The sequence below is a fragment of the Exiguobacterium undae DSM 14481 genome (assembly GCF_000620805.1).
Classification (GTDB): Bacteria; Bacillota; Bacilli; order Exiguobacteriales; family Exiguobacteriaceae; genus Exiguobacterium_A; species Exiguobacterium_A undae.
Genome location: NZ_KK211187.1, coordinates 2,877,120 through 2,902,002, shown reverse-complemented (window position 1 = coordinate 2,902,002; position 24,883 = coordinate 2,877,120). Strand labels below are relative to the sequence as shown.

Here is a 24,883-nt window from a genome sequence, read left to right as displayed (position 1 = left end):
CCAAAGTAAAATAACGGAAATCAGAACGCGTTCTAGCAGCATCTTTCCCGAATAACGTGTTTTTTTCAAAAAAGTCACCGTCCTCTTATTTGATATAGCTTTACTTTATCGACATCAAGAGGAACGAACGTAAAAAGTCGCTTATTTGATACCTGAATCCGGTCCTTCTTCTCCGAGAAGGGTGACAAAAAAAGAACGGGAGAGTTCTTCTTGGTGATGGTAGCCGAGTACGTTGTAGATCATCAACGCCCGCTCGACGTCCTGTTTCCCGGTGTTGTGCTCACCTTGGGCAATCAGGAGGAGGCCTGTATAAAAGAGATGAGTATTTCGATAAAACATCGTTTCGATCCCTTGTGAAAATTCATCGAGTTGGATGAGTAAAGTCTGCGCCATATTCAGCTCAGAACTCATGATCAATTCATGGATTTCATTAATCAGCAAAGTACAGATGACGGTCCGTCCGCGCTTAAAGTGCTTGTAACGATGCAGGGAGGGGAGAATGCTGCGGAAGTATTCTGTTTTCCGCTCATAGTCAATGAAATCAAGCGTGTTCGCAAAAAAACGTAGTTCGCCAATCGTCCAAGTTTGAATCTGGTCCAAGTAGTCATGAATCGTATCACGCGTCTCTTGTGAGACCGCTTCTTTCGACAGCACACCGTATTGATTGAAATAGGAAAGTTGCTCGATACGAGCATTCAGTTCGGCAATCCGTAAATCATTTTGGTAGGAATCAGGAAAATCGCGATAGGTCTCCCGTAACGCCATCAATCCTTTAATATCATTCGCATTTCCCTTTAATCCATACTCATCATAAAATTGTTCGACGAGCGATTCCTTGTATTCATGTTGAATGTACAGGAATTCATCAAGTTCTATACCAAGCCGTTCGAGGAGTAATTGAATGAGATGAAACGAAATCTCATGTTTTCCCTGTTCGAATCGAATCGCATAGGATTTGGACATGACGTCACTGTACAGTTCTTTTTGTGTGACGCCTTTTTTGATCCGCAATTCCCTCAGTAATTCTCCGTGAGATAAGATAAAAATCCCTCCTGTGTTCATAGTCAATGGACTGCTGTTTCCCAATGAGAAAAGAACAAGACAAAAGAATAAACGTTCCTAAAAAGGACAGGTACTAAATAGGAGACTATTGGAATTATTCCCGAATGTACGTCTTATACTTCAAGTATCAAATCAAACACGATTTAGACATCGTGTAACTACTCAAGGAGGAACATGTCATGAAAACGATGCGGACGACAAACAGTGGCTTATTAATAGGAGCAATCTTATTATTAATTGGTTTTGGAGCATTAGTACAGTGGGAGTCAGCATGGTCAGCGTTATTTGTTTGTGGGCTTATCGCATGGGCAGTAGCTTTTAAAAAGGATAGTCTTCAAGTACTTTCGTTTCCGAAAAAGATTTGGATGATTCCCCTTAGCGTCATCCTTTACTTTGTCGTGGGTCTGCTGATCGGGGTATTATCGGGCATGGCAGGAATGGAATGGGCGGCGAACCCGGTATCCGGTCATCTGGGACAAATCATTTTTATCATGCCGTTCATGTTGATGGGTGAAGAATTGCTCGGGATCGGTATTCTTGAAGGCGCACGGAGTAAAGGATTATCAATGTGGACGAGTACGCTGTTAAGTGCTGTCGTCTTCGGTCTCATGCATATTCCGTCATACTGGGATGGTTCATTCGTATCGACACTCTTGCATGTTCTTCTTCTGCAAGGTGTGGCTCGAGTAATCTTCAACTACCTCTATATTAAAACAGGTCGTAGTATTTGGGGTTCCTGGATTGCGCACGTGATTGTCGACCTGATTGCACTCTCCCTCTAACAAAATGCATGTCTGAACCTAAATTCAAAAATCCAGCAGTAGACGTATAGAGTCTACTACTGGATTTTTTTGTTGAGTACGAATGAATTACACGTTAATTAACGGAAAGATGACGTTGCATTTCCGTCATAACGGCTGATCAGTTCATACGGTCTGACTTTATATAAGGCATGCGGGAAGTAATGAGGTTCCATCGCGTCGAGTGTCCGCAATTGGAAGTGTTCCCGCTTGATATACGTGTCGATAGTGTCGCGCGTCAGCGGGAAGAAGCCGACTTCCGCCGTTTCCCCTTCTTGCGGACGGAGTTCTCCGCTTGTGTACGTGCCGCGGAAAGCAACGCAGAGGACGTGGCTTGAGATGTTTTGATAAATCCCCGTGATGCCGTCGATTGTGACATCTGCGCCGGTTTCCTCTTTAACTTCACGCTTGATGGCATCAAGAATCGATTCATGATTTTCGACCTGACCACCCGGCATTTCATACGTGTCCCCACGATGGAGGTTGCGGACAAGCAGAACTTCTCCGGCTTCGTTCGTGATATAAGCGGTGACGCTGACGATGGCACGCGGCGGGGCATAAACACCGGTCGCTGTCAAAAAGTCTTCCGTTGATTTAATATAAAGGTTTTTTCCGAGACGGGCGCGTTTTTTCATCGCTTCGCGGCGCAGCGTGCTGCCACGGACGTCCCGGTCGACTTGTTCGTAATGTTCACGATCACGGTATTCCCAGATTGCAATGACTTCATCTTCTGCTTCGTTTACCCAGCGACCGACAAGACGGGCGCCGTGGCTGATTTGTAACGGGTAGAGATACGTGTGAAAGAACTCGGTAAATTCCTGCAGTCGTTCCGGGCGAATCGTATAGGTCTTCCGGCGATGTAACATGGAAATTCCTCCTCTATCGTTTCAGCAGTTATGTTCTTAGACTACCTTCTCGGACGCGAAACGAAATCCCTGCTTTTCGCCGGAATCCGTTCACGAAAAAACGACTCCGCGTCATGCGAAGTCGTTTGGAATATTCCGTTCAATTAATCTTTTTTTGAGGCACCGCTGAGATCCGCATCAAGCAATTTCACGCGGCTTTTTTTCGTCGAGAATGGATGTGTTGCGTTTGACGGCATGCACGATTTTCGCGATGGCACCATCACCTGCGACGTTAGCGGCTGTGCCGAAGCTGTCTTGGGCGATATACAGGGCAATCGCCAGACTGACCATCGTTTGATCAAATCCGAGCATCGACACAAACAGTCCGGTCGCAGCCATGACTGCTCCGCCCGGAACGCCCGGTGCAGCAATCATCGTGACGCCGAGAGCGAGAATGAACGGGAAGATTTGACCAAATGTCACCGGCAGATTGTTCAAGTAAAGAATCGCAATGACGACAGAGGTCAATGTAATCGTTGAACCGGCGAGGTGGATCGTCGCACAGAGCGGGACGACGAAATTGGCGACTTCCTCATCGGTATCGTTCGCCTTCGTTTGACGCAGCGTAACCGGAATCGCTGCTGCCGAAGACTGTGTCCCGATGGCAGTGAAGTAAGCCGGCATCATCGTCTTGAGGAGGCGAAACGGATTTTCTTTATTGACGATGCCTGCGATGACATATTGAAGTGTCAACATGACAAAATGCAAGATGATGATGACGACGAAGACAAGGGCAAAAACAGAAAGGATTTCTGCGACTTGACCGGCATACGTCATGTTCATGAAAATTCCCGCGATATGGAATGGAAGTAACGGAATGATGACTTTCGCAATTACGAGTTCAATGATGCTGCGGAAATCAACCGCCAGTTCCAAGAGGCGATCACTCTTGACGGCAGCGATCCCGATGCCGAACACGAATGCCATGACAAGAGCTGTCATGACGCCGAAGACCGGCGGGATTTCGATTTCCATGAAGCCTTTCAGCAACGCTTCTTCCGGGTTTTCCATCTTGCCGAATGAGCCGCTTAACATTTTAGGGAAGAGGCTGACGGCCGTTCCATAAGCGAGGAGTCCGGCGGTAACCGTTGACAGGTAAGCAATGAGGGCGGTGATGCCAACCAGCTTTCCGGCACCTTTCCCAAGTTCTCCGATCCCGGGAACGATAAAGCCGAGGATGATGAGTGGGATGGCGAACGATAAGAATTGACCAAATATGCCGTTAAACGTTACAAAAGAACGGACGATCCAATCGAAGCGTTCGGTGACGAGACTACCTACTATAATTCCAAATGCGATGGCGATCACGATACGTCCCAGTAGACCAATGTTAAACTTCAAACCAATCATCCTTTCTCAAAAGAGTAGTAAATCTGAATAGGTGCTATTTTCGCACATTCAAAATGGTATTACCACCGTGTTTGAATCATTCCGATTATTCCGAAAACAGAAACCGATTGCAGGATTTCCCGAAAAAATGCTTGATTACTTTAGTACAGACACTTGTAATCGCGACAATGTACGGATTCAAAATCATATTTTTTAAGTGCATCGTGAAAATATAAGAACTAGTTAAGAAAAGAAAAGGGCTCAACTATAGAAAAAAAGGGCATACTTGAACTATAGAGAGAAAAAAGAGGGAAGTGAGAGAATCATGGATTTTATGGCGTTGGTCCGGTTAGCGGGCGGCATTATGTTTACCCCTTTATCGGATGATGTGCTGATGATGGGACACGTTGCATTACGGTTACGGGAAGGCATTCATCCGATTTTGATTTGGCTTGCGGCATGGCCGGTCTTTTTTATTGCGTTTACTTGGTTTTATCTGCTCGCACGTTTTTTCCGGGAGATTCCGCTCGTGAAACGTTTCATGAAATCCAAATTTCTGGAGCAGGCCGAATCGATTTTGGAACGCCGCGGGTTGTGGGCAATCGGGTTATCGTTCTTTTTACCGGGTGTCCGACACCCGATTCATTACGTCGCCGGGTTGCTCGGTTATCCGTTACCGCGCTATTTGGCGATGACATTCGCAGCGGCAGGTCTCTACACCGGGTTATGGACGTTTTTGATTGTTCGAATCGGGGAGGCGGTCACATGGTCCGAGCTTTGGATGTGGTTAACTCAAAACCCGAGTATGGTGCTGCTAATTTTAGCTGTTTTGTTAACGGTAGTTGTTTCAAGTCTCGTGCATGCGAAACGTCGGCAACGTATTAAAAAAGAAGAAAGTTACGTGACGGAATAAGACAACTGAACACTGAGAAGTGGACAGGTGTTGTCTTATTTACATAAAAAGACCCCTTCAGAAACGAATTCTGAAGGGGTCTTTGTTCATCCATTAGTCTTATGCGTTTTGACGTTTGCGAGCGAGGACGATTCCGGCTGCACCGAGTGCGAGACCGAAGAGTGCGATCGCACCAGTCGTTGCTGCTGTGTTGTTGTCGCTCATGCCGCCGTTACCTGTGTTTGGCATTGAGCCTGGTGTACCGTCCATGAACTTCTCTGGTGATTGTTTGACGATTGCGTCACCAAGGTTTGCCCCCACGCCGTACATGTAAGCGTAAGACTCACGGAACGTATCAACTGATCCTTTGTAGTCGCCTTCCGTGTACTGCATGAATGTATCTTGGATGTACGTCTCGTGGCCAGATACGGCTTCTTGTGCTGCTTTTGTCGGAAGGTTTTCTTCCGTTGCTGCGCCAAGGAACGCACCGAAGTCATTTGAGAACATTTTGAGCATCTCTTGTGCGTCACCCATCAATTTCTTGTCGTCATTGATTGCTGCTGTGACGAGGTTTGCTTGTGCTTCGATGTGGTTTTTCGTCCAAACTTGCTCGAACTGATCCGCGCCTGCTTGACCGTAAACCGATTTCATTGCCGCTTTGAAGTCAGCTGTGTGCATGTCTTCTGCCCAGTTTGCTGCATCGTAGTCTTTCGCTTGATCGACGCCTGCTGTCATGCTGATGTTAGCCAGTGCGACGTGCTCTGCTGCCAGACTGTTGAGTGTTGACCGGAGGTCAGCTGCTTTTGTATCCGCTTTTGTGTTGTCGAACTTCTCAGGCATTTGTGTTGTGATTGCGACTGAGAGTGCTTTCGAGATGTCATACATGCGGCTGTATCCTTCGCGGAACGTGTTGTACGATCCTTCGTAGTCACCGGCTGCATATTGTTGGAATGTTTTATAGACGTCCGCTTCATGGGCACGGAGCACTTCTTCTGCTGCTGCCTTCGGCAGTTTACCTTCTGTTGCTGTATCAAGGAAGCTCGAGAGGTCTTGGACGAACTCTTCCGTTTCCGCTTTTGAAGCGTTGATGCCGTCTTGGTCGTCGGCTTTGACGGCTTTGACGAGATCTGTTGTGTATTTGTTATGGTCGACGAAGATTTTCTCGAACTGTTTCGCGCCTTCTTCACCGTAGACCGATGCGATCGCTGGTGTCATGTCGAGTGCGTTCTGTTTGAGAGCCGCTTCGTAATATTTTGCGTCTTTTGATCCGTCATATTGTTTTTTCATGTCCATGACGGCAAGCACGAAGTGCTCAGAGAGTAGTTGATCAAGTGTTGCACGAAGATCAGCGGCTTTTGTTTTGACCGTGACGTTTTTCGCGCCGTCCTCATGTTTCATCTCATCTCCGCCACCAGAAGCGAATGCTGCTGTTCCTGGTAATACGAGTGCTGCTGCCATTGCTGTTGCTGCGAATTTTTTCGTGTTTTTCATTTTGTCTCATCCTCTCAAATTTGGGTGTGTATTTTAACCAATTTGGTAATTCATTTCCTCATCGTTCTGAACAGCATACGCACCCGGATTTCGTTTGGATTTAAAAAAGATTAAAAAATATGAAAAGATTTCAAAATCATTTAGGGAACTTGTAGAAAAAGTAAGTACTATCATATGAAAGCTATGAAGTAATTGTGGAGAAAGAACTCATAATCTTACTTAATTAATACGCAGAGATATCACCGGATTGGCAAAAAATCGCCATAGTGGCATCGGTCTGCGTGTCATGTAAACGCTTATACTTATCCTGTGTTCACAAGGTGGACATATTTTTTAGGGGATAAGGGGGATTCATGATGAAGGGACGGAATCAAACTCCGAAACAACAGCGGAGTTGGTACCAATCGATGTGGCGGTGGCATTTTTATGCAGGCATTATTTTTGCACCTATTTTTATTATTCTTGCCGTCACGGGGTCGATTTACTTATTTAAACCACAGATTGAAGACAGGCTTTACAGCGAAATGGTCTTTACCAAAGGATCCGGGGAACGTGTTGCTTTAGAAAAACAAGTGCAGGCCGTGACAGAGAAGTATCCGGAAGCAACGGTTTCGTCCATCGGGCAATTTGAAGAAGCTGACCGAACAACACGGATGGGGGCGATGTTTGGTGAAGAAGCCGGATTCGTCTATGTGGATCCGTATACGGCAGAAGTAACGGGTAAGCGGGTGGGGGAAGGTCCGCTTGGCTTCATCAAAACGATTCACGGTGAGTTGTTTGCCGGGAAAGCCGGCAATCTGCTCGTCGAGCTCGCAGCAAGTTGGGCTATCATTTTATTGATTACCGGTACATATCTCTTTTGGCCGCGCGGCGAACAGGGAAGCTTCAAACGGGTGTTTTTCCCGTCTTTCAAAAAGAAGGACGGATCGCGTAATTTTTGGAAAGGCCTTCACGGTTCGGTTGCCGTCTGGTCGACGCTTGGTCTTATCCTCATCATCGGTTCCGGTCTCGCTTGGTCGGGTGTTGCCGGAGAATGGATCAATACCGTCGCGACGAAAACCAACTCGAACTTTCCGCAATATGCGTTTGGACCGGATGAGACCTTGACGTCACAAATCGTCACAAAAGACATTGCGACAGACATACCATGGGCGACACAAAATGATGTCGTGCCGACTTCCGGACCGGCGAAGCCCCTGACGATGAGCGTATCGGAAGCCGATGCCGAGGCGAAACAACTGGGCATCGTCAAACCGTATCAAATCACGCTCCCACAAGGGGAACAAGGCGTGTATACAATCTCATCCTTACACAGTAATCCGATGAACGAAAAGACGATGCACCTGGATCAATATTCAGGGACGGTGTTATCGAGCGTGACGTTTGGTGATTATGGACTGCTTGCGAAAATGATTTCGATGGGGATCGGTTTCCATGAAGGGAAGCTGTTTGGTCTGTTGAATCAACTGGTGGGGCTGGCACTTTGTCTCGGCTTGATTTTCATCGTTATCAGCTCAGTCGTCTTGTGGTGGAAACGCCGGAACGGAGCCGGAAAGTTAACTGCTCCGAAACGTGCCGTCGACCAACGTGTCAAAAAAATCGTGGCCGGTTTAATTTTACTGATCAGCTTGACGATGCCGCTTGCCGCCTTGTCGGTCATTGCCATCATCGTGCTCGATTTGTTGATCTTTAGCCGTCGTCGCAACAAAAGTCAGGGGGTAGCTGCATGAAACGACTGTTCATGACAGGAGCATTGATCGGCAGTGTCCTTTTACTCGCCGGATGCCAGTTTGAAACGAAAGCAGCACCGCCGATAATGAAGGTTGGACTGTACGCACCTGAAAAAATCGCAGCCGATACACGCACGACGGTCGCTGTCGAAATTGAGAATCCGCAAGATATTGATGTCGTCCATGTACAAGTCACGCCGATTGGAAGTGAGGACACGGAGACGTTTGAAACGGAAAATAAAGAGGGGCATTACGTAAGCAGCATTCCGTTTAAAAAATCAGGCGTCTACGTCGTGAACGGGATGGTCCATGTGGGTGAAAAAGTCTATACACCGAAGTCACTCGTTCAGGTGGGTGACGTTTCAGAAGCAGAGCTTGAAAAAGCGCAAGCGATGTACCAGTCGCAAGCACCGGCAGCGCATGACGGACATGGTGGACATCATTAAGAAGCAGCATGGGGCGGTAGATTCCGCCTCATGTTCTTTTGTTTCGTCATCGCGTGCGCTAAACTAGGTAAGTTACTGAAATATTAATGTCAGGAATCGAGGGGAATATATGAATCAAATGGAATCTACGGAATCATCGACGCAAGCCAAGTCGGCGAAACAGACAGCGTCTTCCTTCTACCGAACGGTTTGGCGGTGGCATTTCTATGCTGGTATTATCTTTGCACCGTTCCTTGTCATGCTGGCTGTGACCGGATCGGTTTATTTATTCAAACCGCAAATCGAACAGAACTTATATCAACACTATTATGAGGTTACACCGCAAGACGAACGGATGTCGGCGACAGAACAAATCAATGCCGTCAAAGCGAAATATCCGGACGCAAGCATCACGAAATACCGGCCGGGGGAATCCGACGACCGGTCCAGCGAAGTGAAAATTGCGACAGCTGCTGCGTCAGCGACTGTGTTCGTCAATCCCTACACTGGGAAAATCATCGGTGAATTGGCGGATGACGACCGAATCATGAATAAAATTGAAGAGATTCACGGTGAGCTGATGGCCGGGACGATTGGTGACCGCATCGTCGAACTGGTTGCGTGTTGGGCAATCGTCTTGATTGTGACAGGATTGTTCTTGTGGTTCCCGCGCAACAAAACAACCGGTTGGTCAGGGGTCTTCATTCCACGCGTACGGCAAGGGAAAAAGATCTTCCGGCGTGATTTGCATGCTGTCCCGGCGTTTTGGATGACGGCCGGAATGTTGTTCCTGATCTTGACGGGTCTTCCGTGGTCCGGTTTTTGGGGTACTAACTTCCAGTCGCTTGCGACCAACCAAGGGCTTGGTTATCCACCATCGATCTGGGGAGGCGAGGCACCGGTGTCAGCCGTTCAAACAAAAGATGTGGCGGAAGTTCCTTGGGCGGCGGAAACGCTCGACGTGCCGAAATCAAACGTCGAAGGGTTGGTGCCGGCGTCGATGGACGATATCGTGTCGATTGCGAAACAACAAGGGATGGACCCGAGCTATGCGATCAGTATTCCAAGCGATCCGACAGGGGTGTATACATTGTCGGCTTATCCGGCGAAAGCGGAGGACGAAGCAACGATCCATCTCGATCAATACTCGGGTGCCGTTTTGGCAGACTATCGTTTTGATAACTATGGTCTTGTCGGTAAAGCCGTTGCGCTCGGGATTACCTTGCACAAAGGAACGGAATTTGGTTTGATCAATCAGTTGATCAGTTTGCTGATTTGTCTTGGAATCATCTTAGTCGCCGTCAGCGGCTTTTATCTGTGGTTTAAACGAAAACCGGGCAAAGGGATGGGCGCACCGAAAGGACCGCCGGCGAAGTCAATCAAGTGGTTTATCCTCGTGTTGATTCTGCTGGGGATTTTGTTCCCGCTCGTCGGTCTGTCGTTGATCATCGTTTGGCTGGTTGATTTCCTGATCATTCGACGGATTCCGGCTGTTAGGAGGTTTTTAAATGCGTAAACACGTAATTGGACTGGGCATATTCATCAGTATCATATCGGGCAGTGCTTTAACAGGATGTACGGTGGCATCGGATGCGGCAGATCAATACGCGGTCGCCAAGCCGCTGTCGGTACAGCTGGAACTGCCGAAAAACAAGCAACCGGATCAAGAAGGGGAAAGTCATACGTTCAAAGCGACGGTCTGGCAAAATGAAAAACAACTCAGTCAGGTCGACTTTGTTCACTTCGAGATTTGGAAGGCGGACGGGACGCTGACATACAGTATGGAACCGGCTGAAACAGAACAAAATGGGGTTTACTCCATTCAAAAGACGTTGCCAAAATCAGGACTGTATTATGTGAAGGTTCATGCGGGTGTTAACAGTACGATGATCATGCCGACGAAACAGTTTATCATCGGTGAACTTTCCAAGGCAGATCTTAAAATGTTACAAGACGGTGCGCAACCGGAAAACGGGAACAGCGGTCATCATCATTAAGGAAAAAGCATCTTGCTGCGCTCATGCAAAAAGATGCTTTTTTTAGTTCGATCTCGTGAATAGTTTGATATAAAAAATATTTATAATAAAAAATGTAAAAATATAAAACTATTAGTGAACTTCTTACGTTATCTGTGTGTAGTCCAAAAAAATAAAGGGGTGTTCACAAGATGAAGATGAAAAAGTCGTATCTCGCCGTCCCACTCAGTGCCGCATTATTGATTCCAGCAGCAGGCGTCAGTGCCCATGGTCATGAAGATCACAGCAAGATGTCACACAGCTCGGGTAAAGTCTCTCTGGATGTCTCTTCTCCCGCATCGGATTTGCGAGCGACGCTTGATCAGCTTTTATCTGAACACGCGTTTTTAGCGGTCGTCGCGATGCAAAAAGGTATCGACGGAAAAGAAGACTTCGAACAAGCAGCAGGTGCTTTAAACCAAAACACGGATGACTTATCCGCGGCTGTCGGATCCGTCTACGGGGATGAAGCAGGCGAAGCCTTCAAAGAAATTTGGGCGAGCCACATCGGTTACTTCGTCGATTACGTCAAAGCGACTGGTGCCAAGGATGAAGACGCCAAACAAAAAGCGTTAAAAGAACTCGATGAATACCGCGTCGAACAAGCCGCTTTCCTCGACAAGGCAACGGAAGGCCGCCTGAAAGCAGCGGATTTAGAAGGGGGATTAAAAGTTCACATCACGCAATTGCTGACGTCATTTGACAGCTATGTCGCCGGTGATTATGACGCCGCCTACAGCAATCTCCGTATCGCCATCGAGCACATGTACATGGTAGGAGAAGGCTTATCCGGTGCCATCGTCGATCAATACCCGGACAAATTCAAAAATACGAAAGTCGATACACCAGCGGCTGACCTTCGTGCCGGCTTAAATCGAAACTTCTCGGAACACGCCGCACTGGCCGTTCTGGCGATGCAAAAAGGGATTGATGGAGCAAAAGACTTTGATGCAGCAGCAGGAGCGCTTGGTGAGAACACGGATGATCTGACAGCGTCGATCGGTTCTGTTTACGGCAGCGAAGCGGCCCAAGAGTTCAAGAAAATTTGGTCGAGCCATATCGGTTACTTCGTCGATTATGTCAAAGCGACCGGTGCAAAAGACGACGAAGCACGCGACATGGCCGTTCAAGAACTGGATGAGTACCGTGTCGAACAAGCGGCCTTCCTGGATGCCGCAACAGAAGGACGCCTGAAGTCGAAAGACTTGGAAGAAGGACTCAAGGTTCACATCGATCAACTGTTACTGGCGTTCAACAGCTACAATGAAAAAGATTACGACAAAACGTACCCGGCAATCCGTGAAGCCTACGGTCATATGTACGGTGTCGGTGAAGGAACAGCAACCGCAATCGTCGATCAGTTCCCGGATAAATTCAAAGGCGCACCAGCCGGTATGCCGAATACGGGTCTTGGTGGAGCAGCTGAAGCACAATCTTCAGCCGGCATCCTCTGGTCCTTACTCGGAATCGCCGCTGCGTCCATCCTCGGATTCTTCGGACTTCGCGGACGTCGTTCACAACACTAATCGGACAACCGAACCCGCTGGAAACAGCGGGTCTTTTTCTACACATTTTCTGTTAGTTAAAGGAGGAGTTTAGGATGAAAATCAAATGGTTTGTGTTGTTCGTTCTCGTCTTGTTCGTCGTTCAACCGTTTTCGGTTTCAGCTCACACGAGTCTGACGAATTCCAATCCGGAAGAGGGAGCCGTCTTAAAAGAAAACGTGGAACGGATCCGCCTGACATTTGATGCACCGATTGAAAAAACAAGCACACTCGAACTGAAGACAGCCGAAGGAGAAACCGTTCCCTTGGAAAAACCGTTGATCATCGGAAATGAGTTAAGCGCGGTCTTGAAGCAGGAACTTGAGCAAGGCACCTACTTGATTATCTGGAAGTTGATTTCCGAAGATGGTCATCCGGTCGAAGGGACGATTCGTTTTGAAGCGATGCCGGCAACGGAAGAAACCGTTCAACCGGAAGCGGTCGAAGAAGCTGCACCAACCGTCGACACCGAACAGGCGAGCATCGTCCCGACGGAATCAACGGAATCAACGGAATCGACGGAATCCGTTAAACCGGGTCTCGTCCCGACCGTCTTACCGTGGGTCGTTGCAGGACTCGTCCTGGCAATCGTCGCGACCCTGTTATTACTTCGTCGCCGCAAACGGTCATGATCGGCATCGTCAGTGAACTGCTCGTCTACCTGGGCGGGGCGCTGTGGGCGGGACGACTCGTGCTTCTATTTGTTGCACCGGATAAAAAACCATCCCTGGGGGCACTCGACGGACTGGCACTCGTCGCCTTGATCAGCGTCGTCATCGGAACCAGTCTGCCGCTCGGACGGGTGTTTGACTATTTCCGTCACGAACTCGACTTGCCGGTGCGAGACGCCTTGCGGGCCAGTCTGTTTGACGTCCGGGTCGGACACTATTTTTTACTGGTGTATTTTTCAGTGCTGATGGCAATCATCATCGTATGTATAAAACGATTTGCCTTCATCAAACGGTGGCTGCTTGTTGGCTTAACGATTCCGTTGTTTTTCGGAATTGCCGGCACCAGTCATGCGGCAGCCAAACACGGCGTACCGGGTCTGATGCTGCAGACCGGTCATTTTAGTCTGATGGCGCTCTGGATTGGAGTGGTGCTCGTTGTGGGATGGGGTGCCCGGGATGCGGCACATTGGTCGGCCTTTTTACGCTGGTTCAGTCCATTGGCGCAAGTGCTCTTTGTCGGTGTTGTCGTGACGGGCTTCTTTTTGATGCGTCCGAGCATACCAATCAGCGAATACCGCAATGTATGGAATCTGCCATACGGGCAAGCGTTGTTGCTGAAACACCTCTTGCTCATCCCGTTGCTCGGTTATGCCTTTATCAACGGAACGCTCGTCAAGCGACGTCTTCAGAAAACAGAACCGTTTGATCCGCGGCTCGGTCTGCGCTTCGAAAGTGTCATGATTTTCGGCGTATTTTTGGCCAGTGCAACACTCAGTAATTTAGAGCAGCCGGTCTTACCACTGATTGAAGCGGAAACGTGGTTGTGGTCAAACGGGCTTGTCCTTGCTCTTGGAATCAGCTCTGTCCTTCTGTTGGTGTTCACGTACCAAAAGCGATTGCCGCTGGTGCTCGGCTGCCTGTTCAGTCTGCTCGGTGTCAGCCTGCTCTACATCGGACTCGTTTATACGCTCTAAAACAGCCACCTTCTCGACTGACGGAGAATGGTGGCTGTGTTGTGTCATTTTGTTGTGGTCGCACACCCTGTCGCTTTGGCGAGCAGCTTCGAATAGGCGCGGGCACCTTTGATGTTCAAGTGGACGCCGTCCTGTTCGAAGTAGGACGGATGTTTGACGGCAACGGCATGCCAATCAATGAGCGACACCCGTTTGCGTTCAGCGGCTTGCTTCAGCATCGTGTTGACCTCTCGTTCCCACGGACGCGGCACCCGTGTCGTCACCAGGTACACCTGATCGGCATTGGCGAACCGGTCGAGTAATTCCTCTAACTGTTCGGGACGGAAACTGCCGTTTGTCCCGAGGTGGAGGAGGACTTGATGGTCGGTGTGATTGTACGCCGCATACTTCGTGCTGAGCGGTATGGCTTCCCGGAGCTGACGTCCGAGCTTGGCGTCAATCGTCACTTGCTGAAGCGTACTGCCAAGGTAATCTTCAACCCCGAGCAGCACCGAGTCGCCGATGGCGAGCGTCGGGCGGCACATCGACCGTGTACGTTTCTCCGGCACCGGGGTTGCCGGCTTTTTGAGAAGTGCCGGTTTGGAATGCGGCGCCGCGACTGTCGGAATCGATTGTTGAGCCGGTTCGTCCGAGACGGCAAGAATCGATAAATTCCCGATGAAGCTGAGGAGAAGCAGACTGGCAAGGGAAACAGAGACCCACTTCGTCCGGGAAAACTGCCGGAAGGTCCGCGGATGAATCTGAAATTGCCGGATGTATCCAAGCAGACCAAGCCGGCGGACCGGACGTTCGACGAACTGATAGGACAGTTCTGTCACGACGATCAGGATGATGAGAATCCCGAGACTCCGGAGCCAGGAAAATGTTCCGGTTTGTTCAACGGGCGTCATCAAGGTGATCAGCGGGAAATGCCATAAATACAGACCGTATGACCGTTTCCCGACGGCAATCAGCCACTGGGCTGCGAACAACCGGCTCCACAAGGACGCCGGATGAGCAACGACGGCAATCAGTAACGCCGCAAGGACAGCGACGAATACAAACCCGCCATAATACAGAAAACGACCGTACTCGCTCGTCACGAGCATCAGTACAACAAGCACCGGGACAATCACGGCACCGGTCACGTTCAATAAGCGGACACCCCGTGACGGAATCTCTTTCTTAAACCGTTCCGGTCGCCAGGCAAAGGCAAGCAGACTGCCGATCAACAGGGCAAACAACCGGGTATCGGTCCCGTAGTAGACACGGCTTGGATCCGCACCCGGCGTAAACAGAATCGCCATCAGGAGTGCGGACAGCAGGGCAAGGAGTCCGATTCCCCGGAGCAACAGCCGTTTTGATCCGAGTCCAAAACTGAGTACGATCGGAAATATCAAGTAAAACTGTTCCTCGATTGCAAGCGACCACAGGTTTTGAATCGGCGACGGTTTGCCGAACGATTCGAAATAAGAGACGTCATGGACGATATACCACCAGTTCGTCGTATACAACAGAGCCGCCACGCTGTCCTGGCGAAGCGAATGCAACAAGTCCCGTTCAAACAACGTGACATAACTGAGGACAAGCACAAGCAGGACGAACAGAGGCGGGAACAACCGACGGAACCGGTGCACCCAAAACCGTTTTAAGTCGATGCGACCGGTCTGTTGCCACTCACTGAGCAACAAGCCGGTAATCAAATAACCCGACAGGACAAAAAACACATCCACGCCGAGAAACCCGCCGGTCAGCATCGGTACTGACAGATGGTACAAAATGACAGCGATGACAGCGAACGCACGCAGACCATCGAGTCCGGGCATATATGTGGTCGAACGGTTGAATGATTTCATAAGTAAGGAGCTCCTTCATGGCTGTGCCTAAAGAATGACATTCTCTAGTGTATCGAATTCCATTTCCGAAGGAGTGTCGAACCAGTAACAACGAAAAAAGATGAACTCAATTTTTTTGAGTTCATCCTGTACCGTCATCCCTCTTTAAAAGCATCCGGCAAGACAATCGAGACGATAAACCGGTTTTGGTCCGACGTTAGTTGCATCGTCCCGTTGTGCCGGGCAACGATTTGTTCGATGATCGACAGACCGATGCCGGATCCACCATTGGACCGTGACATGTCGGACGTGACGAAAGGGGTTGCCAGTTCCGTGAGTTGATGCGGCGTTAAGGTCTCCGGGATGGCATTGGAGCAACGGAAGGTCAAGTGACCGCTTTCTTGGAGCACTTCGAACGACAAATCACCTGTTCCGTGAAGTGTCGCATTGCGTACAAGATTTTCGATCAAGCGCCGCAACAGGTTGGGATCAGCCTGAACAGTCAGATGAGCCGGTCCCGTGTACTGATAAGTCGTTTCCGGATGTTGTTCAGCGACCTGATGCAGGAGCGTCACGAAATCCAGTGACGTCATGTGCACCGGATAATCTTTATTCGACAATTTTGCGAGCATGAACAGCTCATCGATTCGTGACGCAAGCGTCTCCGATTGCCGGCTGACGATTGCCAGCACATCGGTCCGTTCCTGATCGGATAATGTCGTGTGATGTTCAGACAACCACTGAACGAATCCTTGAATCGATGTCAGGGGGGTTCGCAGATCGTGCGACAGACTGGTGATCAGGCGGAGTTGTTCCGTAAAACGTTCCTGCTCGTTTCGTCGGAGGACATCCAGTTCGTCGCCGACCCGTTCAATCGAATGGGCAAAGGTTTTGAACTCACGCGGCCCTTTGACCGGACTCAGCGGGCTGACAGCGTGGTCCGGTTCGACGAGCCGTTCGAGCCGCGTCTCGAGTTGGCGGAATAGACCGGCGATCCAGCGGGTCATGCCAAATAAAAATAAGATGAACAAACCTAATTGTAGAAAGAAAAACGCTGTTGAATTGCCGACCTGGTATTGATTCAGGCGGGGCGTGACCGTTTCGATGGAAAGAAAATAACCGGGTGAGCTTTCACCGAGGTTAATCGCCTGCATATGATGCAACGTCCGCACGTCCGATTCGTCAGACGGGTCCCGTTCACCCGGCGTTTGCGCGGCTAATAAGCGACTCGGGGTCATCGTCCGCGGAAAGTCGGGTGAGGCGTCGACACGTGTCCCGTTGGACCGATAGACGGCCCACTCATAATCACCGTTCGGAGTCTGACCGGATTCGTACCGTTTGATATCGCGTTCGACCCGCTGCGTGATGTCCTGTTCCGTCGGATAATAATAACGGGGAACGTTTTTTGTTCCGAGCGGGAGTTGGCTGGCGATCAACCAGGCCAATGCCGTACTCAGAAACGCTGCGGCCAACAACAGAACCGTCATCCAGGAAGTCAGTTTGAAGCGGAAGCGTCTCATGGCTCGACCTTGTAGCCGACGCCCCAAACGGTTTGGAGGTGACGCGGCTCTTTCGGCACGTCCTCGATTTTTTCTCGTAACTTATGAATCAGAACCATAACGGCATTGGTCGCAGAACCGAGCGCTTCCTCCTGCCAAATCCGTTCGTACAATTCATCGGCTGAAAAAACGCGGCGCGGATGGTTCAGTAAAAGCGCCAGGCAGTCAAACTCCCGGCGTGTCAACGCTAAAGGAATCGTTTCTTTTAAGATGACCCGCTCCTCCTGACGTAAGGTGAAGGGACCGACTTGCAGGCTGCTTGCCGATAGCGGGACTTGATACTGGGCGACCCGGCGGAGCATCGCCTTGATCCGGGCGATGACTTCGAGCGGATTAAATGGTTTCCCGATGTAGTCATCGGCACCGAACGTCAACCCTTGGATTTTATCGAGATCCTCCTGTTTTGCCGTCAGCATCAGGACCGGGAAGGTATAGTTCGCTTGCCGGATGGCTTGGACGGTCGAAAAGCCGTCCCGGACCGGCATCATGACATCAAGCACCATCAGATCGATCGGCTGTTGCTGAACAAGTGCAAGGGCCTCTTCGCCGTTTGCGGCTTCGAGAATCAAATAATTTTCGTTTTGCAGATACAGTCGCAATAATTGCCGGATATCGGCTTCATCATCGACGATTAAGATTGTGGGCACGGGAGATCCTCCTTTTGGACACCTTCGAAGACATAGGCGGGCGGCATGTTTTGCAGTGTGTAGGAATAACTGTGCTCAAAGAAATACCGGCGGAATGTCTTGAAATGGAGTTTGGTATATTGAAAGGCGATGAAATGACCGCCTGGTTGCAACAGGGTCTGGAAGGTTTCGAGCAAGTCATGGCGTAACGGAAGCGGGAACGAAGCGAACGGTAAGCCGCTGACCAGGACACCGGCCTGATGATGCCACTCTTCCGGACAGTTTTGAATGTCGCCGATGAACAGTTCGACGTTTGTCTCATCAGCTAACAGCTTCGCCAAGGCTTCTTGAAACACCGGATTTTGTTCACAAATCAATAAAGTCGTTTCCGGGTGTCGCGCGCGTAATAAGGCTTGGGTAATCGCCCCGTCACCAGCACCGACTTCGACGATGACGGCTGGTCGATCAGCGACCGCCCGCTGCGCCATCATGTTCGCTAACCGGGAACTGCTTGGGGCAATCGCGCCGATTGTTTTCGGGGATTGGATGGCTTCTTTCAAAAAATCAAACATGCGAAACCTACTTTCTTCTTGAGTATACCATCGATGATACAGGGCATATCTTTCACAAACAGGAGAGTTTTCTTAAGTTTGTCTTAAGAAAAGATCCATGCCTGATTTTCGGCGACATGCAGGAGGGTAAACTCGGTATACTGAGGAAAAGAAGGGGAGGGCATGAGATGAATACCTTACCGGAAACGGATTATTATGAAGCACTCGTCCGCCGAGACAGCTCGTACGAAGGGACGTTTTTTGTCGGAGTCAAGACGACGGGAATCTTTTGCCGGCCGACCTGTCCGGCGCGGAAGCCGAAGCAGGAGAACTGTGAATTTTTTGAGACGGCAAAAGAGGCGTTACTTGCCTCCTACCGTCCGTGTTTACGCTGTAAACCACTGGCCTATCCCGGTGACAGTGAGGTCATCAGCCGCTTGGTTGCCGCCGTCGAAGCGAGTCCCGAGAAACGGTTCAAAGACGCCGACTTTCGGGAACTGGGGCTCGATGCCTCGACCGCCCGGCGGCAGTTCAAGAAACGGTTCGGGATGACGTTCGTCGAATATGCCCGGTCCCGGCGAATGGGCCTTGCGATGAAAGAAATCCGGAAGGGGCAACCGGTCATCGAGGCGCAACTGGCGAGCGGCTATGAATCGAGCAGCGGTTTTCGGGATGCGTTTGCCCGCATCATGGGCGAGACACCGAAACGATGGGACGGAACATACCTGCAAGCGAAGTGGCTCGATACGCCGCTCGGACCGATGTTGGCGATTGCCGACGAACAAGGACTGCACTTACTCGAGTTTGTCGATCGTCGCGGACTCGAACGGGAAGTGGAACGGTTGCGGCTCGCAGCCCGCGCCGTCATCATTCCCGGTGAGACACCGGTGTTTGAGCAGGTGACAGCTGCACTGGACGCGTACTTTGCGGGAACGCTTGACCGGTTCGAGGTGCCGCTCGTCCTGTACGGGACGCCGTTCCAGAGACAGGTCTGGGAACAGTTGCAACAAATTCCGGCGGGGAAGACGATTTCCTATCAGGAACTCGCTGTCCGCGTCGGGAATCCGGCAGCCGTCCGTGCTGTCGCCCGGGCAAACGGCGCCAATCAATTGGCATTGATCATTCCGTGTCACCGGGTCATCCGCTTGACGGGCGATCTCGGCGGATATGCCGGTGGCTTGGCACGAAAAGCGGCCTTATTAAAATTAGAACGGACGAAGAGAGGATTGAATCACATATGAGTTTGATTAAAGATGTGTTTACACCAGACTGGTTGCACCGATTAGGGGAGGCGGTGCAGGCACCGGACTTTAGAGACATCGTGCAACAAGGGGACTGGGAAGAGCTGGCGTTTAAGCAACGGGTCCGCCGGATTGCGACTGAACTTAACCGTTATTTGCCGGCTGATTTTGAGCAAGCGGCGACGCATCTAGAAACGATCGCTCCGGAGTTTCCGGGACTGCCGGGCATCGTTTTTCCGGACTACATCGAAGTTTATGCGCCGAGTGATGCCTGGGACCGGGCAATGGTAGCACTGGAAAGGTTGACCCGGCACTCGACGTCGGAGTTTGCGGTCCGGCGGTTTCTGCTCGAAGATCAAGACCGGTTTTTAGAACTCGCGGTCCGGTGGAGTCAGTCGAGTGACGAGCACGTCCGGCGCTTGGCGTCAGAAGGAACCCGTCCGCGCCTGCCGTGGGGGCAACGGATACCGGCGTTGATTGCCGATCCGCGTCCGGTCCTGCCGATTTTAGATGACTTGTTGCAGGACGAGGCGCTTTACGTCCGCAAAAGTGTCGCCAATCATTTAAACGATATCGCGAAGACCCATCCGGAACTCGTCATCGAACGCTTGGAACAGCTCGGGAACCATCCGCATACGGACTGGATTTTACGGCATGCTTCACGGACACTCCTGAAACAGGGACATCCGGACGTCTTGAAGGCGTTTGGTCTCGTCACGCGGGGGACGGTGACGGTCGACGAACTGACGGTGACACCCGCGTTGCCGATTGGCGGGGAACTGACGTTTACCTTTGCCCTTGCGACAACCGAACCGCAAGTCCTGCGAATTGAATATGCGATCGACTATGTCAAAAAGCGGGGGACAAGTCAAAAGGTCTTCCGGATCAGTGAACGGCAAGTGATTGGACGGGAGACGTTTACGAAACGGCAGTCGTTCCGGAACTTGACGACACGCGTCCATTATCCGGGTACACATCAGCTGACGATTCTGATTAACGGTAAAGCCTACGCGACGGCAGCTTTTGACGTAGAGGAGGAAACAGAATGAACGGTCGCCATCCGGACTTTACGACGTCCCGCCTGCACATTGAAGCAGCAGATACGACGGACGGTTGTGTCTGGACATTACAGACACGGGAGAGACAACAGATTGCGACGATTCAGTTCAGCGGTCAGCAACTCAGTTATGACGCAATTGATCCGACCGATCGAGCAGGCTATATCGAAGAAGCGTTGACGGTCATCGTCGCGTATCTCGCCCGGACGCTGTTATTGCCGTTTGTGATCGGACAGGACGGAGAGGCAACGGTTTGGATTCGGAATGGGTTTCATGTGGACGGACCGGTCTTTCGGCGTGACTTGACGCATTGAAGTGAGGAAAATCATGAAACAAAGTAAGCCCAAAATCGTCTTTCCTCCACTCGCTTTTCTCAGGCGGCTCGCCTGTTCCTGACGGAAGCAAGCTTCCTTTTCCTGTAGAAGTCGAGTGGAGTCGACGATTCTTTTGAATAAACAAAAATAAAACCGTCTCTTCAGAAAACGTGCTTCTGAAGAGACGATTTTTCGTGTCCGGATTACGGTTCTGAGATGCCGTTTGCGAGCAACAATAAAAAGGTGATGACCGATAACGACAGTAAAAAGGCGATGTTCGCGAAGACACTGAACCATTTAACGTAGTTATTTGTCGACCGGAGACCAAGCACCAGCGAAACGATATACCCGAGTCCGACCAAGATGTTGAGACTGATCGGCACCCACAGGCTGAGATTCGGGAAAAACCGTCCGCTCAGTAAATAGGACGTCAACATGTTAAACAGCAGCAAACCGAGCGTCAAGAACACCGGAAAATACGTCTGCTTGGATTGATTCATCGTTCGACCAGGTTCGTTGACCAGTTAAAGTGTCGACAAATCGTCTCGGCACTTTCGCCGGCCGAACGTCCCTCGGTATCAAGACGGAGATAGTTGGGATACGGCAGTTCTCCCGGAAGCGAATGCGTCCGGTACTGTTCGGCGGTTTCAAGCAAGTTGGCTTCCGACGCAGCGATGTCCCGTTTTGTGAACTTGTGGAGTAAACGGTTCTCGGTCTGGTTTCGGGCCAGACGGGTCGACAGTTCGGCTTCCAGTTCAACGATGAAGACTTCGGCACCGGCTTCTTCAAACAGTTGAACGGTCTCTTCGATGAATTCGATGCCGCCGTCTTCGACGCCAAACAAGCATAAAAATGTAAAAATGACCCCTTCGAGATCACTGACGGCCATTTCCTTGAACATTTCCCGCCGGATCAAGTCCTTCAGTTTATGATGCGCCGGTTTCGTGAAATCAAAATACGGATGCAACAAGTCGATCGTCTGATGGTTGTGGAATAATTTCATGCCCGTTTTTTGTTCGAGTTCCTGACCAATCGTCATTTTCCCGACCGCTTGCGGACCAAGTAACAGTACAAACTTCATCCTGACACCTCTTCCTTTTTTTGTTAATACTAGCACAGAAAAACAGAGTGTTCCTATTAGAACGTTTGTTCGTAAAATGGTATAATGGCAGTAGGAAATGTTGTCGTTTTAGGACCGAATGGAGGTCATTGATTATATGGAACATTGGAAGGCAGTACAGGGCTATGCAGGCATGTATCAAGTCTCAACATCAGGGAACGTCCGGTCGCTCGACCGGACCATCGAGACGAGTCGTGGTGTCAAACAACGGCGGCAAGGTGTCGTGTTGCGCCCACGGATCAATCAAGAAGGTTACCGGAAAGTGACGTTGTACAAACAAGGACGCGGGGAACGGTTTTATGTCGCTGAGCTTGTCGCCAAAGCGTTTCTCGATTCCGAGGCCACACATGACCGGATTATCCGGGCGGACGGTGATCGCGTAAACGATCAGATCGATAATCTGACCGTCAAACCGTCGACGACTCAAGCGTATGCGTCGCTCCTCGACGAGTTCGACTTGTTATTGACGCAACACATCGAATTGTCGCCGCGGCAGATCCGGGACATTCGGCGTCGGTATCAAACCGGGCTTTCGATTCGCCGGTTGGCGTTGACGTATCAGGTGACGGAAAATCGGATTCGCAACATCATTGACAAAAAGGAAGCCCAGTATATTAGTTAAACGACAAACAGACCCTGTGCCTCAGCACAGGGTCTGTTTGTCTTTAATGGGACGGACCGACAATCGTCCGGTTGAGGGACTCGATTTGTTCGCCGATGATGTGACCGTGCTGTTTCAGTTCCTGTTGGCGGGCACTGTTGGCTTGCATGTTTGCTTCAAGTGACTGACTGTAGCGGGTCAGTTCAAGCAGAATCGTTTCAATCAGTTGGAAGTGTTCCCGAATCCGCGGTTGGACCGAATAGACGAGCGACCGGTCCGTCTCGACTTGGACGAGCGCGGCTTCAATCTGTTCTGCGTTATCCAAAACGGAAGCAATCCGGCGGGTGCTCTGTTCAAGCTGTTCGTGTGTCGTCTCGATTTGAGTCGTCATCTGGACAACATCTTGTTCGATCTGTCCGATGCTTGCCGTCAAATCCCGGTTCGCCTGGTTGATGTGATCGATGCTCCGTTTAATGTCGAGCGCAAGTGACTCGACCTCCTTGGCGACGATGACGAAACCGCGGCCTTTTTCGCCTGCCCGCGTCGCTTCAATCAACGCATTCAGCGATAAGCGGCGTGTCGCTTCCGCCACCTGTTGGATGTAGCGGATCGAGGCGTGCATTTGTTGATTGCGTCCGGTCGCCTCGTCCAGTGACTGGGATGTATGGACGGACAGCGTCCGCAACAGCGTCGTGTCCTGTTGCAGTGATTCGAGGATCCGATGACTCGTCGTCGCTTCCTCATTAAAGGCGCTGACCCGTTGATGGCTCGTCTGGATCGATTCGTCCATCGTCGCGAGTGCCTCAATTGAGGTCGTCAACAGTTGTCCTGATTCACTGATGATCTGTTCCATCTGCGTCGATTGGTCCGTCAATGACGTCGCCACTTGATGGACGGCGAGGACGGATTCATCAATCGAGGCGAGTTGGGACGAAAAACCGGGTTGGGTCGCCTCCAGTCGTTCACTCGCAATCGTGATTTCTTGTGTCAGACTGCCGACTTGCTGCATCAGTTGGTTGTATTGGTGCGTCAATTGCTGTAATTCAAACGTCGTCGTCTTGATGCTGATCGGCTGATAGGTCCGCCGTGCATAGGCCTCTTCAATCTTTAAGGACAAGACGGACAGCGGAGCCAGCTGTTTTTTAATACGGGACCGGATCAGCAGACTGACAAAACAGAGGACAACAATCCCGAGGATGCCTAACTTCATCGCCAGTGCCTTGGCAGGGGCAACCAACCGTTCCTGATCGACCGATAAAAACAGGACATCATTCACTTCGGGAATCGACATCGCGAGAATAAACCGGTCGTTGCTCGTAAATGTCGTCACGCGTGCTTGCTTTAATTGTTGCGTTACGTCTTTTTTCTCTTGCGCCGTCAACGTCAACGGTTGAAGGGCTACATTTTTCGTTGCAAGCGACTGAATCGCCGCATCGTACTCATCCCGTGCCATATCAGCGAGCTGTTGATTTTTTAAACGTTTGATGGCACGTGTCCGTTCCTGTTCGTCTTCCGGATACGCCAAGTAGATGGAGCGAATATTGGCATCGAGCATCGTCATTTCGCGTTCAAGCCGTTCGCTGACGGACTTTGTCGACGCGCGGTAGAGTTCTTCAACACTTAAGGCACTGATCAGTAACAGTCCCATCGCGACGATCGGGATCAGCCAGTTGTTTAATTGTTGGGCCAATAGTCTTTTTTTCTGTGTAGGTTGCTTCATTCGTTTCATCGCCTCCATGCTTCCTATCGGGAAGTGGGAGGGCAGATTTTATGAAGGAATCGTAGCGTTCTTGTAAAGGTTCAGCCCACAAAAAAAGGACATCCGAGGATGTCCGCTGTCAGCCGGCAAGCGGCAGGTAAGTCGAGACGAAACTGGTCGTCATTTGGAGCAGCTGTTGTGTTTCTTCTTTTGGTTCGGATGTGACGTAAATAATCAGGGCAGCGGCGACGGCAACAAAGATGATGATGACGAGAACAACAAAAAACGGCATCTTACTTTTCTTTTTTTCCTCTTTCATGTCCATTATAATAATCCCCCTTATTCAAAATAAGCAAAGCCTGTATGGAATGTTTCCCTCGTTGCAAAAATGGAAACCTTTGGTTGCTTGAAAAAGGATTGAAATCATCCGATAGAGAACTGTACAGAGTATGAAGTTTGTCA

At 50.3% G+C, this 24,883-nt stretch carries 25 protein-coding genes; 13 read left to right on the top strand and 12 right to left on the bottom strand.

Features of this window, described 5'->3' with window-relative positions; genetic code table 11:
- Nucleotides 1–141: 141 nt before the first annotated feature.
- Nucleotides 142–1,062 (bottom strand): Rgg/GadR/MutR family transcriptional regulator, encoded by a 921-nt coding sequence (locus P397_RS0115665; protein WP_035414277.1) that lies wholly within the window; start codon nt 1,060–1,062, stop codon nt 142–144.
- 179 nt (nt 1,063–1,241) lie between these two features.
- Here P397_RS0115665 and P397_RS0115660 point away from each other — a divergent pair, with 179 nt between their 5' ends.
- Nucleotides 1,242–1,844, top strand: a complete 603-nt coding sequence (locus tag P397_RS0115660) for a CPBP family intramembrane glutamic endopeptidase (protein ID WP_028107127.1) — start codon at nt 1,242–1,244, stop codon at nt 1,842–1,844.
- Nucleotides 1,845–1,942: 98 nt separating this feature from the next.
- Here P397_RS0115660 and P397_RS17660 read toward each other — a convergent pair whose 3' ends face one another.
- Together P397_RS17660 and P397_RS0115650 are read right to left on the bottom strand one after the other, a co-directional pair.
- Nucleotides 1,943–2,728 (bottom strand): NUDIX domain-containing protein, encoded by a 786-nt coding sequence (locus tag P397_RS17660; RefSeq protein WP_051524065.1) that lies wholly within the window; start codon nt 2,726–2,728, stop codon nt 1,943–1,945.
- A gap of 177 nt (nt 2,729–2,905) precedes the next feature.
- The gene (locus tag P397_RS0115650) at nt 2,906–4,117 is read right to left on the bottom strand and encodes a dicarboxylate/amino acid:cation symporter (RefSeq protein WP_028107125.1); all 1,212 of its coding nucleotides are present in this window, start codon (nt 4,115–4,117) and stop codon (nt 2,906–2,908) included.
- Between the two features lie 304 nt (nt 4,118–4,421).
- Between P397_RS0115650 and P397_RS0115645 the strand changes: the two genes are divergently transcribed.
- Entirely contained in the window at nt 4,422–5,009 is a 588-nt protein-coding gene (locus P397_RS0115645; RefSeq protein WP_035414275.1) for a DedA family protein, read from the top strand.
- Nucleotides 5,010–5,108: 99 nt separating this feature from the next.
- On the opposite strand, the gene P397_RS0115640 is transcribed toward P397_RS0115645, so the two are convergent.
- Nucleotides 5,109–6,479 carry a copper amine oxidase gene (locus tag P397_RS0115640; protein WP_028107123.1) on the bottom strand — a complete coding sequence of 457 codons (1,371 nt, stop codon included), beginning with the start codon at nt 6,477–6,479 and terminating at the stop codon, nt 5,109–5,111.
- Nucleotides 6,480–6,835: 356 nt separating this feature from the next.
- On the opposite strand from P397_RS0115640, the gene P397_RS0115635 reads away from it, so the two are divergent.
- The 7 genes from P397_RS0115635 (at nt 6,836) to P397_RS0115605 (ending at nt 13,838) form a co-directional block, all read left to right on the top strand.
- The gene (locus P397_RS0115635; RefSeq protein WP_028107122.1) at nt 6,836–8,209 is read left to right on the top strand and encodes a PepSY-associated TM helix domain-containing protein; all 1,374 of its coding nucleotides are present in this window, start codon (nt 6,836–6,838) and stop codon (nt 8,207–8,209) included.
- Entirely contained in the window at nt 8,206–8,655 is a 450-nt protein-coding gene (locus P397_RS0115630) for a hypothetical protein (protein ID WP_028107121.1), read from the top strand. Before P397_RS0115635 ends, P397_RS0115630 begins: the two co-directional genes overlap by 4 nt.
- Nucleotides 8,656–8,773: 118 nt before the next feature.
- On the top strand, nt 8,774–10,150 hold the full coding sequence (locus tag P397_RS0115625) for a PepSY-associated TM helix domain-containing protein (RefSeq protein ID WP_035414428.1): 1,377 nt from the start codon (nt 8,774–8,776) through the stop codon (nt 10,148–10,150).
- A complete protein-coding gene (locus P397_RS0115620) occupies nt 10,143–10,631 on the top strand; it encodes a FixH family protein (protein ID WP_028107119.1) in 489 nt (162 codons plus the stop codon). Before P397_RS0115625 ends, P397_RS0115620 begins: the two co-directional genes overlap by 8 nt.
- Before the next feature lie 170 nt (nt 10,632–10,801).
- Nucleotides 10,802–12,175 (top strand): hypothetical protein, encoded by a 1,374-nt coding sequence (locus P397_RS0115615; RefSeq protein ID WP_028107118.1) that lies wholly within the window; start codon nt 10,802–10,804, stop codon nt 12,173–12,175.
- A 74-nt stretch (nt 12,176–12,249) separates the two neighbouring features.
- Nucleotides 12,250–12,825 (top strand): copper resistance CopC family protein, encoded by a 576-nt coding sequence (locus tag P397_RS0115610; protein ID WP_028107117.1) that lies wholly within the window; start codon nt 12,250–12,252, stop codon nt 12,823–12,825.
- Nucleotides 12,822–13,838: a CopD family protein gene (locus tag P397_RS0115605; protein ID WP_028107116.1), complete on the top strand. Its 1,017-nt coding sequence runs from the start codon at nt 12,822–12,824 to the stop codon at nt 13,836–13,838. Before P397_RS0115610 ends, P397_RS0115605 begins: the two co-directional genes overlap by 4 nt.
- 44 nt (nt 13,839–13,882) lie before the next feature.
- Here the strand turns inward: P397_RS0115605 and P397_RS17465 are convergent, their stop codons facing one another.
- The 4 genes from P397_RS17465 to P397_RS17460 all read right to left on the bottom strand — a co-directional run bounded on the left by P397_RS17465 (nt 13,883) and on the right by P397_RS17460 (nt 18,409).
- Nucleotides 13,883–15,673 (bottom strand): acyltransferase family protein, encoded by a 1,791-nt coding sequence (locus P397_RS17465; RefSeq protein ID WP_035414273.1) that lies wholly within the window; start codon nt 15,671–15,673, stop codon nt 13,883–13,885.
- Nucleotides 15,674–15,807: 134 nt separating this feature from the next.
- Entirely contained in the window at nt 15,808–17,172 is a 1,365-nt protein-coding gene (locus P397_RS0115590) for a sensor histidine kinase (protein WP_028107115.1), read from the bottom strand.
- On the bottom strand, nt 17,169–17,858 hold the full coding sequence (locus P397_RS0115585; RefSeq protein ID WP_028107114.1) for a response regulator transcription factor: 690 nt from the start codon (nt 17,856–17,858) through the stop codon (nt 17,169–17,171). The genes P397_RS0115590 and P397_RS0115585 overlap by 4 nt, the downstream gene beginning before the upstream one ends.
- Complete coding sequence (locus P397_RS17460) at nt 17,843–18,409, bottom strand: class I SAM-dependent methyltransferase (RefSeq protein WP_051524060.1); 567 nt, start codon at nt 18,407–18,409, stop codon at nt 17,843–17,845. Before P397_RS17460 ends, P397_RS0115585 begins: the two co-directional genes overlap by 16 nt.
- Nucleotides 18,410–18,576: 167 nt before the next feature.
- Between P397_RS17460 and P397_RS0115575 the strand changes: the two genes are divergently transcribed.
- The 3 genes from P397_RS0115575 to P397_RS0115565 are packed head-to-tail and all read left to right on the top strand — an operon-like array spanning nt 18,577 to nt 21,001.
- Nucleotides 18,577–19,629, top strand: coding sequence for a bifunctional transcriptional activator/DNA repair enzyme AdaA (locus P397_RS0115575; RefSeq protein ID WP_028107113.1), 1,053 nt, complete (start codon nt 18,577–18,579; stop codon nt 19,627–19,629).
- Nucleotides 19,626–20,678 (top strand): DNA alkylation repair protein, encoded by a 1,053-nt coding sequence (locus tag P397_RS0115570; protein WP_028107112.1) that lies wholly within the window; start codon nt 19,626–19,628, stop codon nt 20,676–20,678. The genes P397_RS0115575 and P397_RS0115570 overlap by 4 nt, the downstream gene beginning before the upstream one ends.
- Nucleotides 20,675–21,001 (top strand): hypothetical protein, encoded by a 327-nt coding sequence (locus tag P397_RS0115565; RefSeq protein ID WP_028107111.1) that lies wholly within the window; start codon nt 20,675–20,677, stop codon nt 20,999–21,001. The genes P397_RS0115570 and P397_RS0115565 overlap by 4 nt, the downstream gene beginning before the upstream one ends.
- A gap of 203 nt (nt 21,002–21,204) precedes the next feature.
- Here the strand turns inward: P397_RS0115565 and P397_RS0115560 are convergent, their stop codons facing one another.
- Both P397_RS0115560 and P397_RS0115555 read right to left on the bottom strand, forming a co-directional pair.
- The gene (locus P397_RS0115560) at nt 21,205–21,501 is read right to left on the bottom strand and encodes a hypothetical protein (RefSeq protein ID WP_028107110.1); all 297 of its coding nucleotides are present in this window, start codon (nt 21,499–21,501) and stop codon (nt 21,205–21,207) included.
- Entirely contained in the window at nt 21,498–22,082 is a 585-nt protein-coding gene (locus P397_RS0115555; RefSeq protein WP_028107109.1) for a DEAD/DEAH box helicase family protein, read from the bottom strand. The genes P397_RS0115560 and P397_RS0115555 overlap by 4 nt, the downstream gene beginning before the upstream one ends.
- 136 nt (nt 22,083–22,218) lie before the next feature.
- On the opposite strand from P397_RS0115555, the gene P397_RS17455 reads away from it, so the two are divergent.
- Entirely contained in the window at nt 22,219–22,743 is a 525-nt protein-coding gene (locus P397_RS17455) for an NUMOD4 domain-containing protein (protein WP_034774153.1), read from the top strand.
- Between the two features lie 43 nt (nt 22,744–22,786).
- Here P397_RS17455 and P397_RS0115545 read toward each other — a convergent pair whose 3' ends face one another.
- Nucleotides 22,787–24,442 carry a methyl-accepting chemotaxis protein gene (locus tag P397_RS0115545; RefSeq protein ID WP_160168502.1) on the bottom strand — a complete coding sequence of 552 codons (1,656 nt, stop codon included), beginning with the start codon at nt 24,440–24,442 and terminating at the stop codon, nt 22,787–22,789.
- A 118-nt stretch (nt 24,443–24,560) separates the two neighbouring features.
- Nucleotides 24,561–24,746: a hypothetical protein gene (locus tag P397_RS0115540; RefSeq protein ID WP_026834118.1), complete on the bottom strand. Its 186-nt coding sequence runs from the start codon at nt 24,744–24,746 to the stop codon at nt 24,561–24,563.
- Nucleotides 24,747–24,883: the final 137 nt, after the last annotated feature.

What these genes read in the sequence shown, in the direction of transcription:
- P397_RS0115665 (WP_035414277.1), bottom strand. Translation starts at nt 1,062, where the DNA reads ATGAACACAGGAGGGATTTTTATCTTATCTCACGGAGAATTACTGAGG.
- P397_RS0115660 (WP_028107127.1), top strand. Translation starts at nt 1,242, where the DNA reads ATGAAAACGATGCGGACGACAAACAGTGGCTTATTAATAGGAGCAATC.
- P397_RS17660 (WP_051524065.1), bottom strand. Translation starts at nt 2,728, where the DNA reads ATGTTACATCGCCGGAAGACCTATACGATTCGCCCGGAACGACTGCAG.
- P397_RS0115650 (WP_028107125.1), bottom strand. Translation starts at nt 4,117, where the DNA reads ATGATTGGTTTGAAGTTTAACATTGGTCTACTGGGACGTATCGTGATC.
- P397_RS0115645 (WP_035414275.1), top strand. Translation starts at nt 4,422, where the DNA reads ATGGATTTTATGGCGTTGGTCCGGTTAGCGGGCGGCATTATGTTTACC.
- P397_RS0115640 (WP_028107123.1), bottom strand. Translation starts at nt 6,479, where the DNA reads ATGAAAAACACGAAAAAATTCGCAGCAACAGCAATGGCAGCAGCACTC.
- P397_RS0115635 (WP_028107122.1), top strand. Translation starts at nt 6,836, where the DNA reads ATGAAGGGACGGAATCAAACTCCGAAACAACAGCGGAGTTGGTACCAA.
- P397_RS0115630 (WP_028107121.1), top strand. Translation starts at nt 8,206, where the DNA reads ATGAAACGACTGTTCATGACAGGAGCATTGATCGGCAGTGTCCTTTTA.
- P397_RS0115625 (WP_035414428.1), top strand. Translation starts at nt 8,774, where the DNA reads ATGGAATCTACGGAATCATCGACGCAAGCCAAGTCGGCGAAACAGACA.
- P397_RS0115620 (WP_028107119.1), top strand. Translation starts at nt 10,143, where the DNA reads ATGCGTAAACACGTAATTGGACTGGGCATATTCATCAGTATCATATCG.
- P397_RS0115615 (WP_028107118.1), top strand. Translation starts at nt 10,802, where the DNA reads ATGAAGATGAAAAAGTCGTATCTCGCCGTCCCACTCAGTGCCGCATTA.
- P397_RS0115610 (WP_028107117.1), top strand. Translation starts at nt 12,250, where the DNA reads ATGAAAATCAAATGGTTTGTGTTGTTCGTTCTCGTCTTGTTCGTCGTT.
- P397_RS0115605 (WP_028107116.1), top strand. Translation starts at nt 12,822, where the DNA reads ATGATCGGCATCGTCAGTGAACTGCTCGTCTACCTGGGCGGGGCGCTG.
- P397_RS17465 (WP_035414273.1), bottom strand. Translation starts at nt 15,673, where the DNA reads ATGAAATCATTCAACCGTTCGACCACATATATGCCCGGACTCGATGGT.
- P397_RS0115590 (WP_028107115.1), bottom strand. Translation starts at nt 17,172, where the DNA reads ATGAGACGCTTCCGCTTCAAACTGACTTCCTGGATGACGGTTCTGTTG.
- P397_RS17460 (WP_051524060.1), bottom strand. Translation starts at nt 18,409, where the DNA reads ATGTTTGATTTTTTGAAAGAAGCCATCCAATCCCCGAAAACAATCGGC.
- P397_RS0115575 (WP_028107113.1), top strand. Translation starts at nt 18,577, where the DNA reads ATGAATACCTTACCGGAAACGGATTATTATGAAGCACTCGTCCGCCGA.
- P397_RS0115570 (WP_028107112.1), top strand. Translation starts at nt 19,626, where the DNA reads ATGAGTTTGATTAAAGATGTGTTTACACCAGACTGGTTGCACCGATTA.
- P397_RS0115565 (WP_028107111.1), top strand. Translation starts at nt 20,675, where the DNA reads ATGAACGGTCGCCATCCGGACTTTACGACGTCCCGCCTGCACATTGAA.
- P397_RS0115560 (WP_028107110.1), bottom strand. Translation starts at nt 21,501, where the DNA reads ATGAATCAATCCAAGCAGACGTATTTTCCGGTGTTCTTGACGCTCGGT.
- P397_RS0115555 (WP_028107109.1), bottom strand. Translation starts at nt 22,082, where the DNA reads ATGAAGTTTGTACTGTTACTTGGTCCGCAAGCGGTCGGGAAAATGACG.
- P397_RS17455 (WP_034774153.1), top strand. Translation starts at nt 22,219, where the DNA reads ATGGAACATTGGAAGGCAGTACAGGGCTATGCAGGCATGTATCAAGTC.
- P397_RS0115545 (WP_160168502.1), bottom strand. Translation starts at nt 24,442, where the DNA reads ATGAAGCAACCTACACAGAAAAAAAGACTATTGGCCCAACAATTAAAC.
- P397_RS0115540 (WP_026834118.1), bottom strand. Translation starts at nt 24,746, where the DNA reads ATGGACATGAAAGAGGAAAAAAAGAAAAGTAAGATGCCGTTTTTTGTT.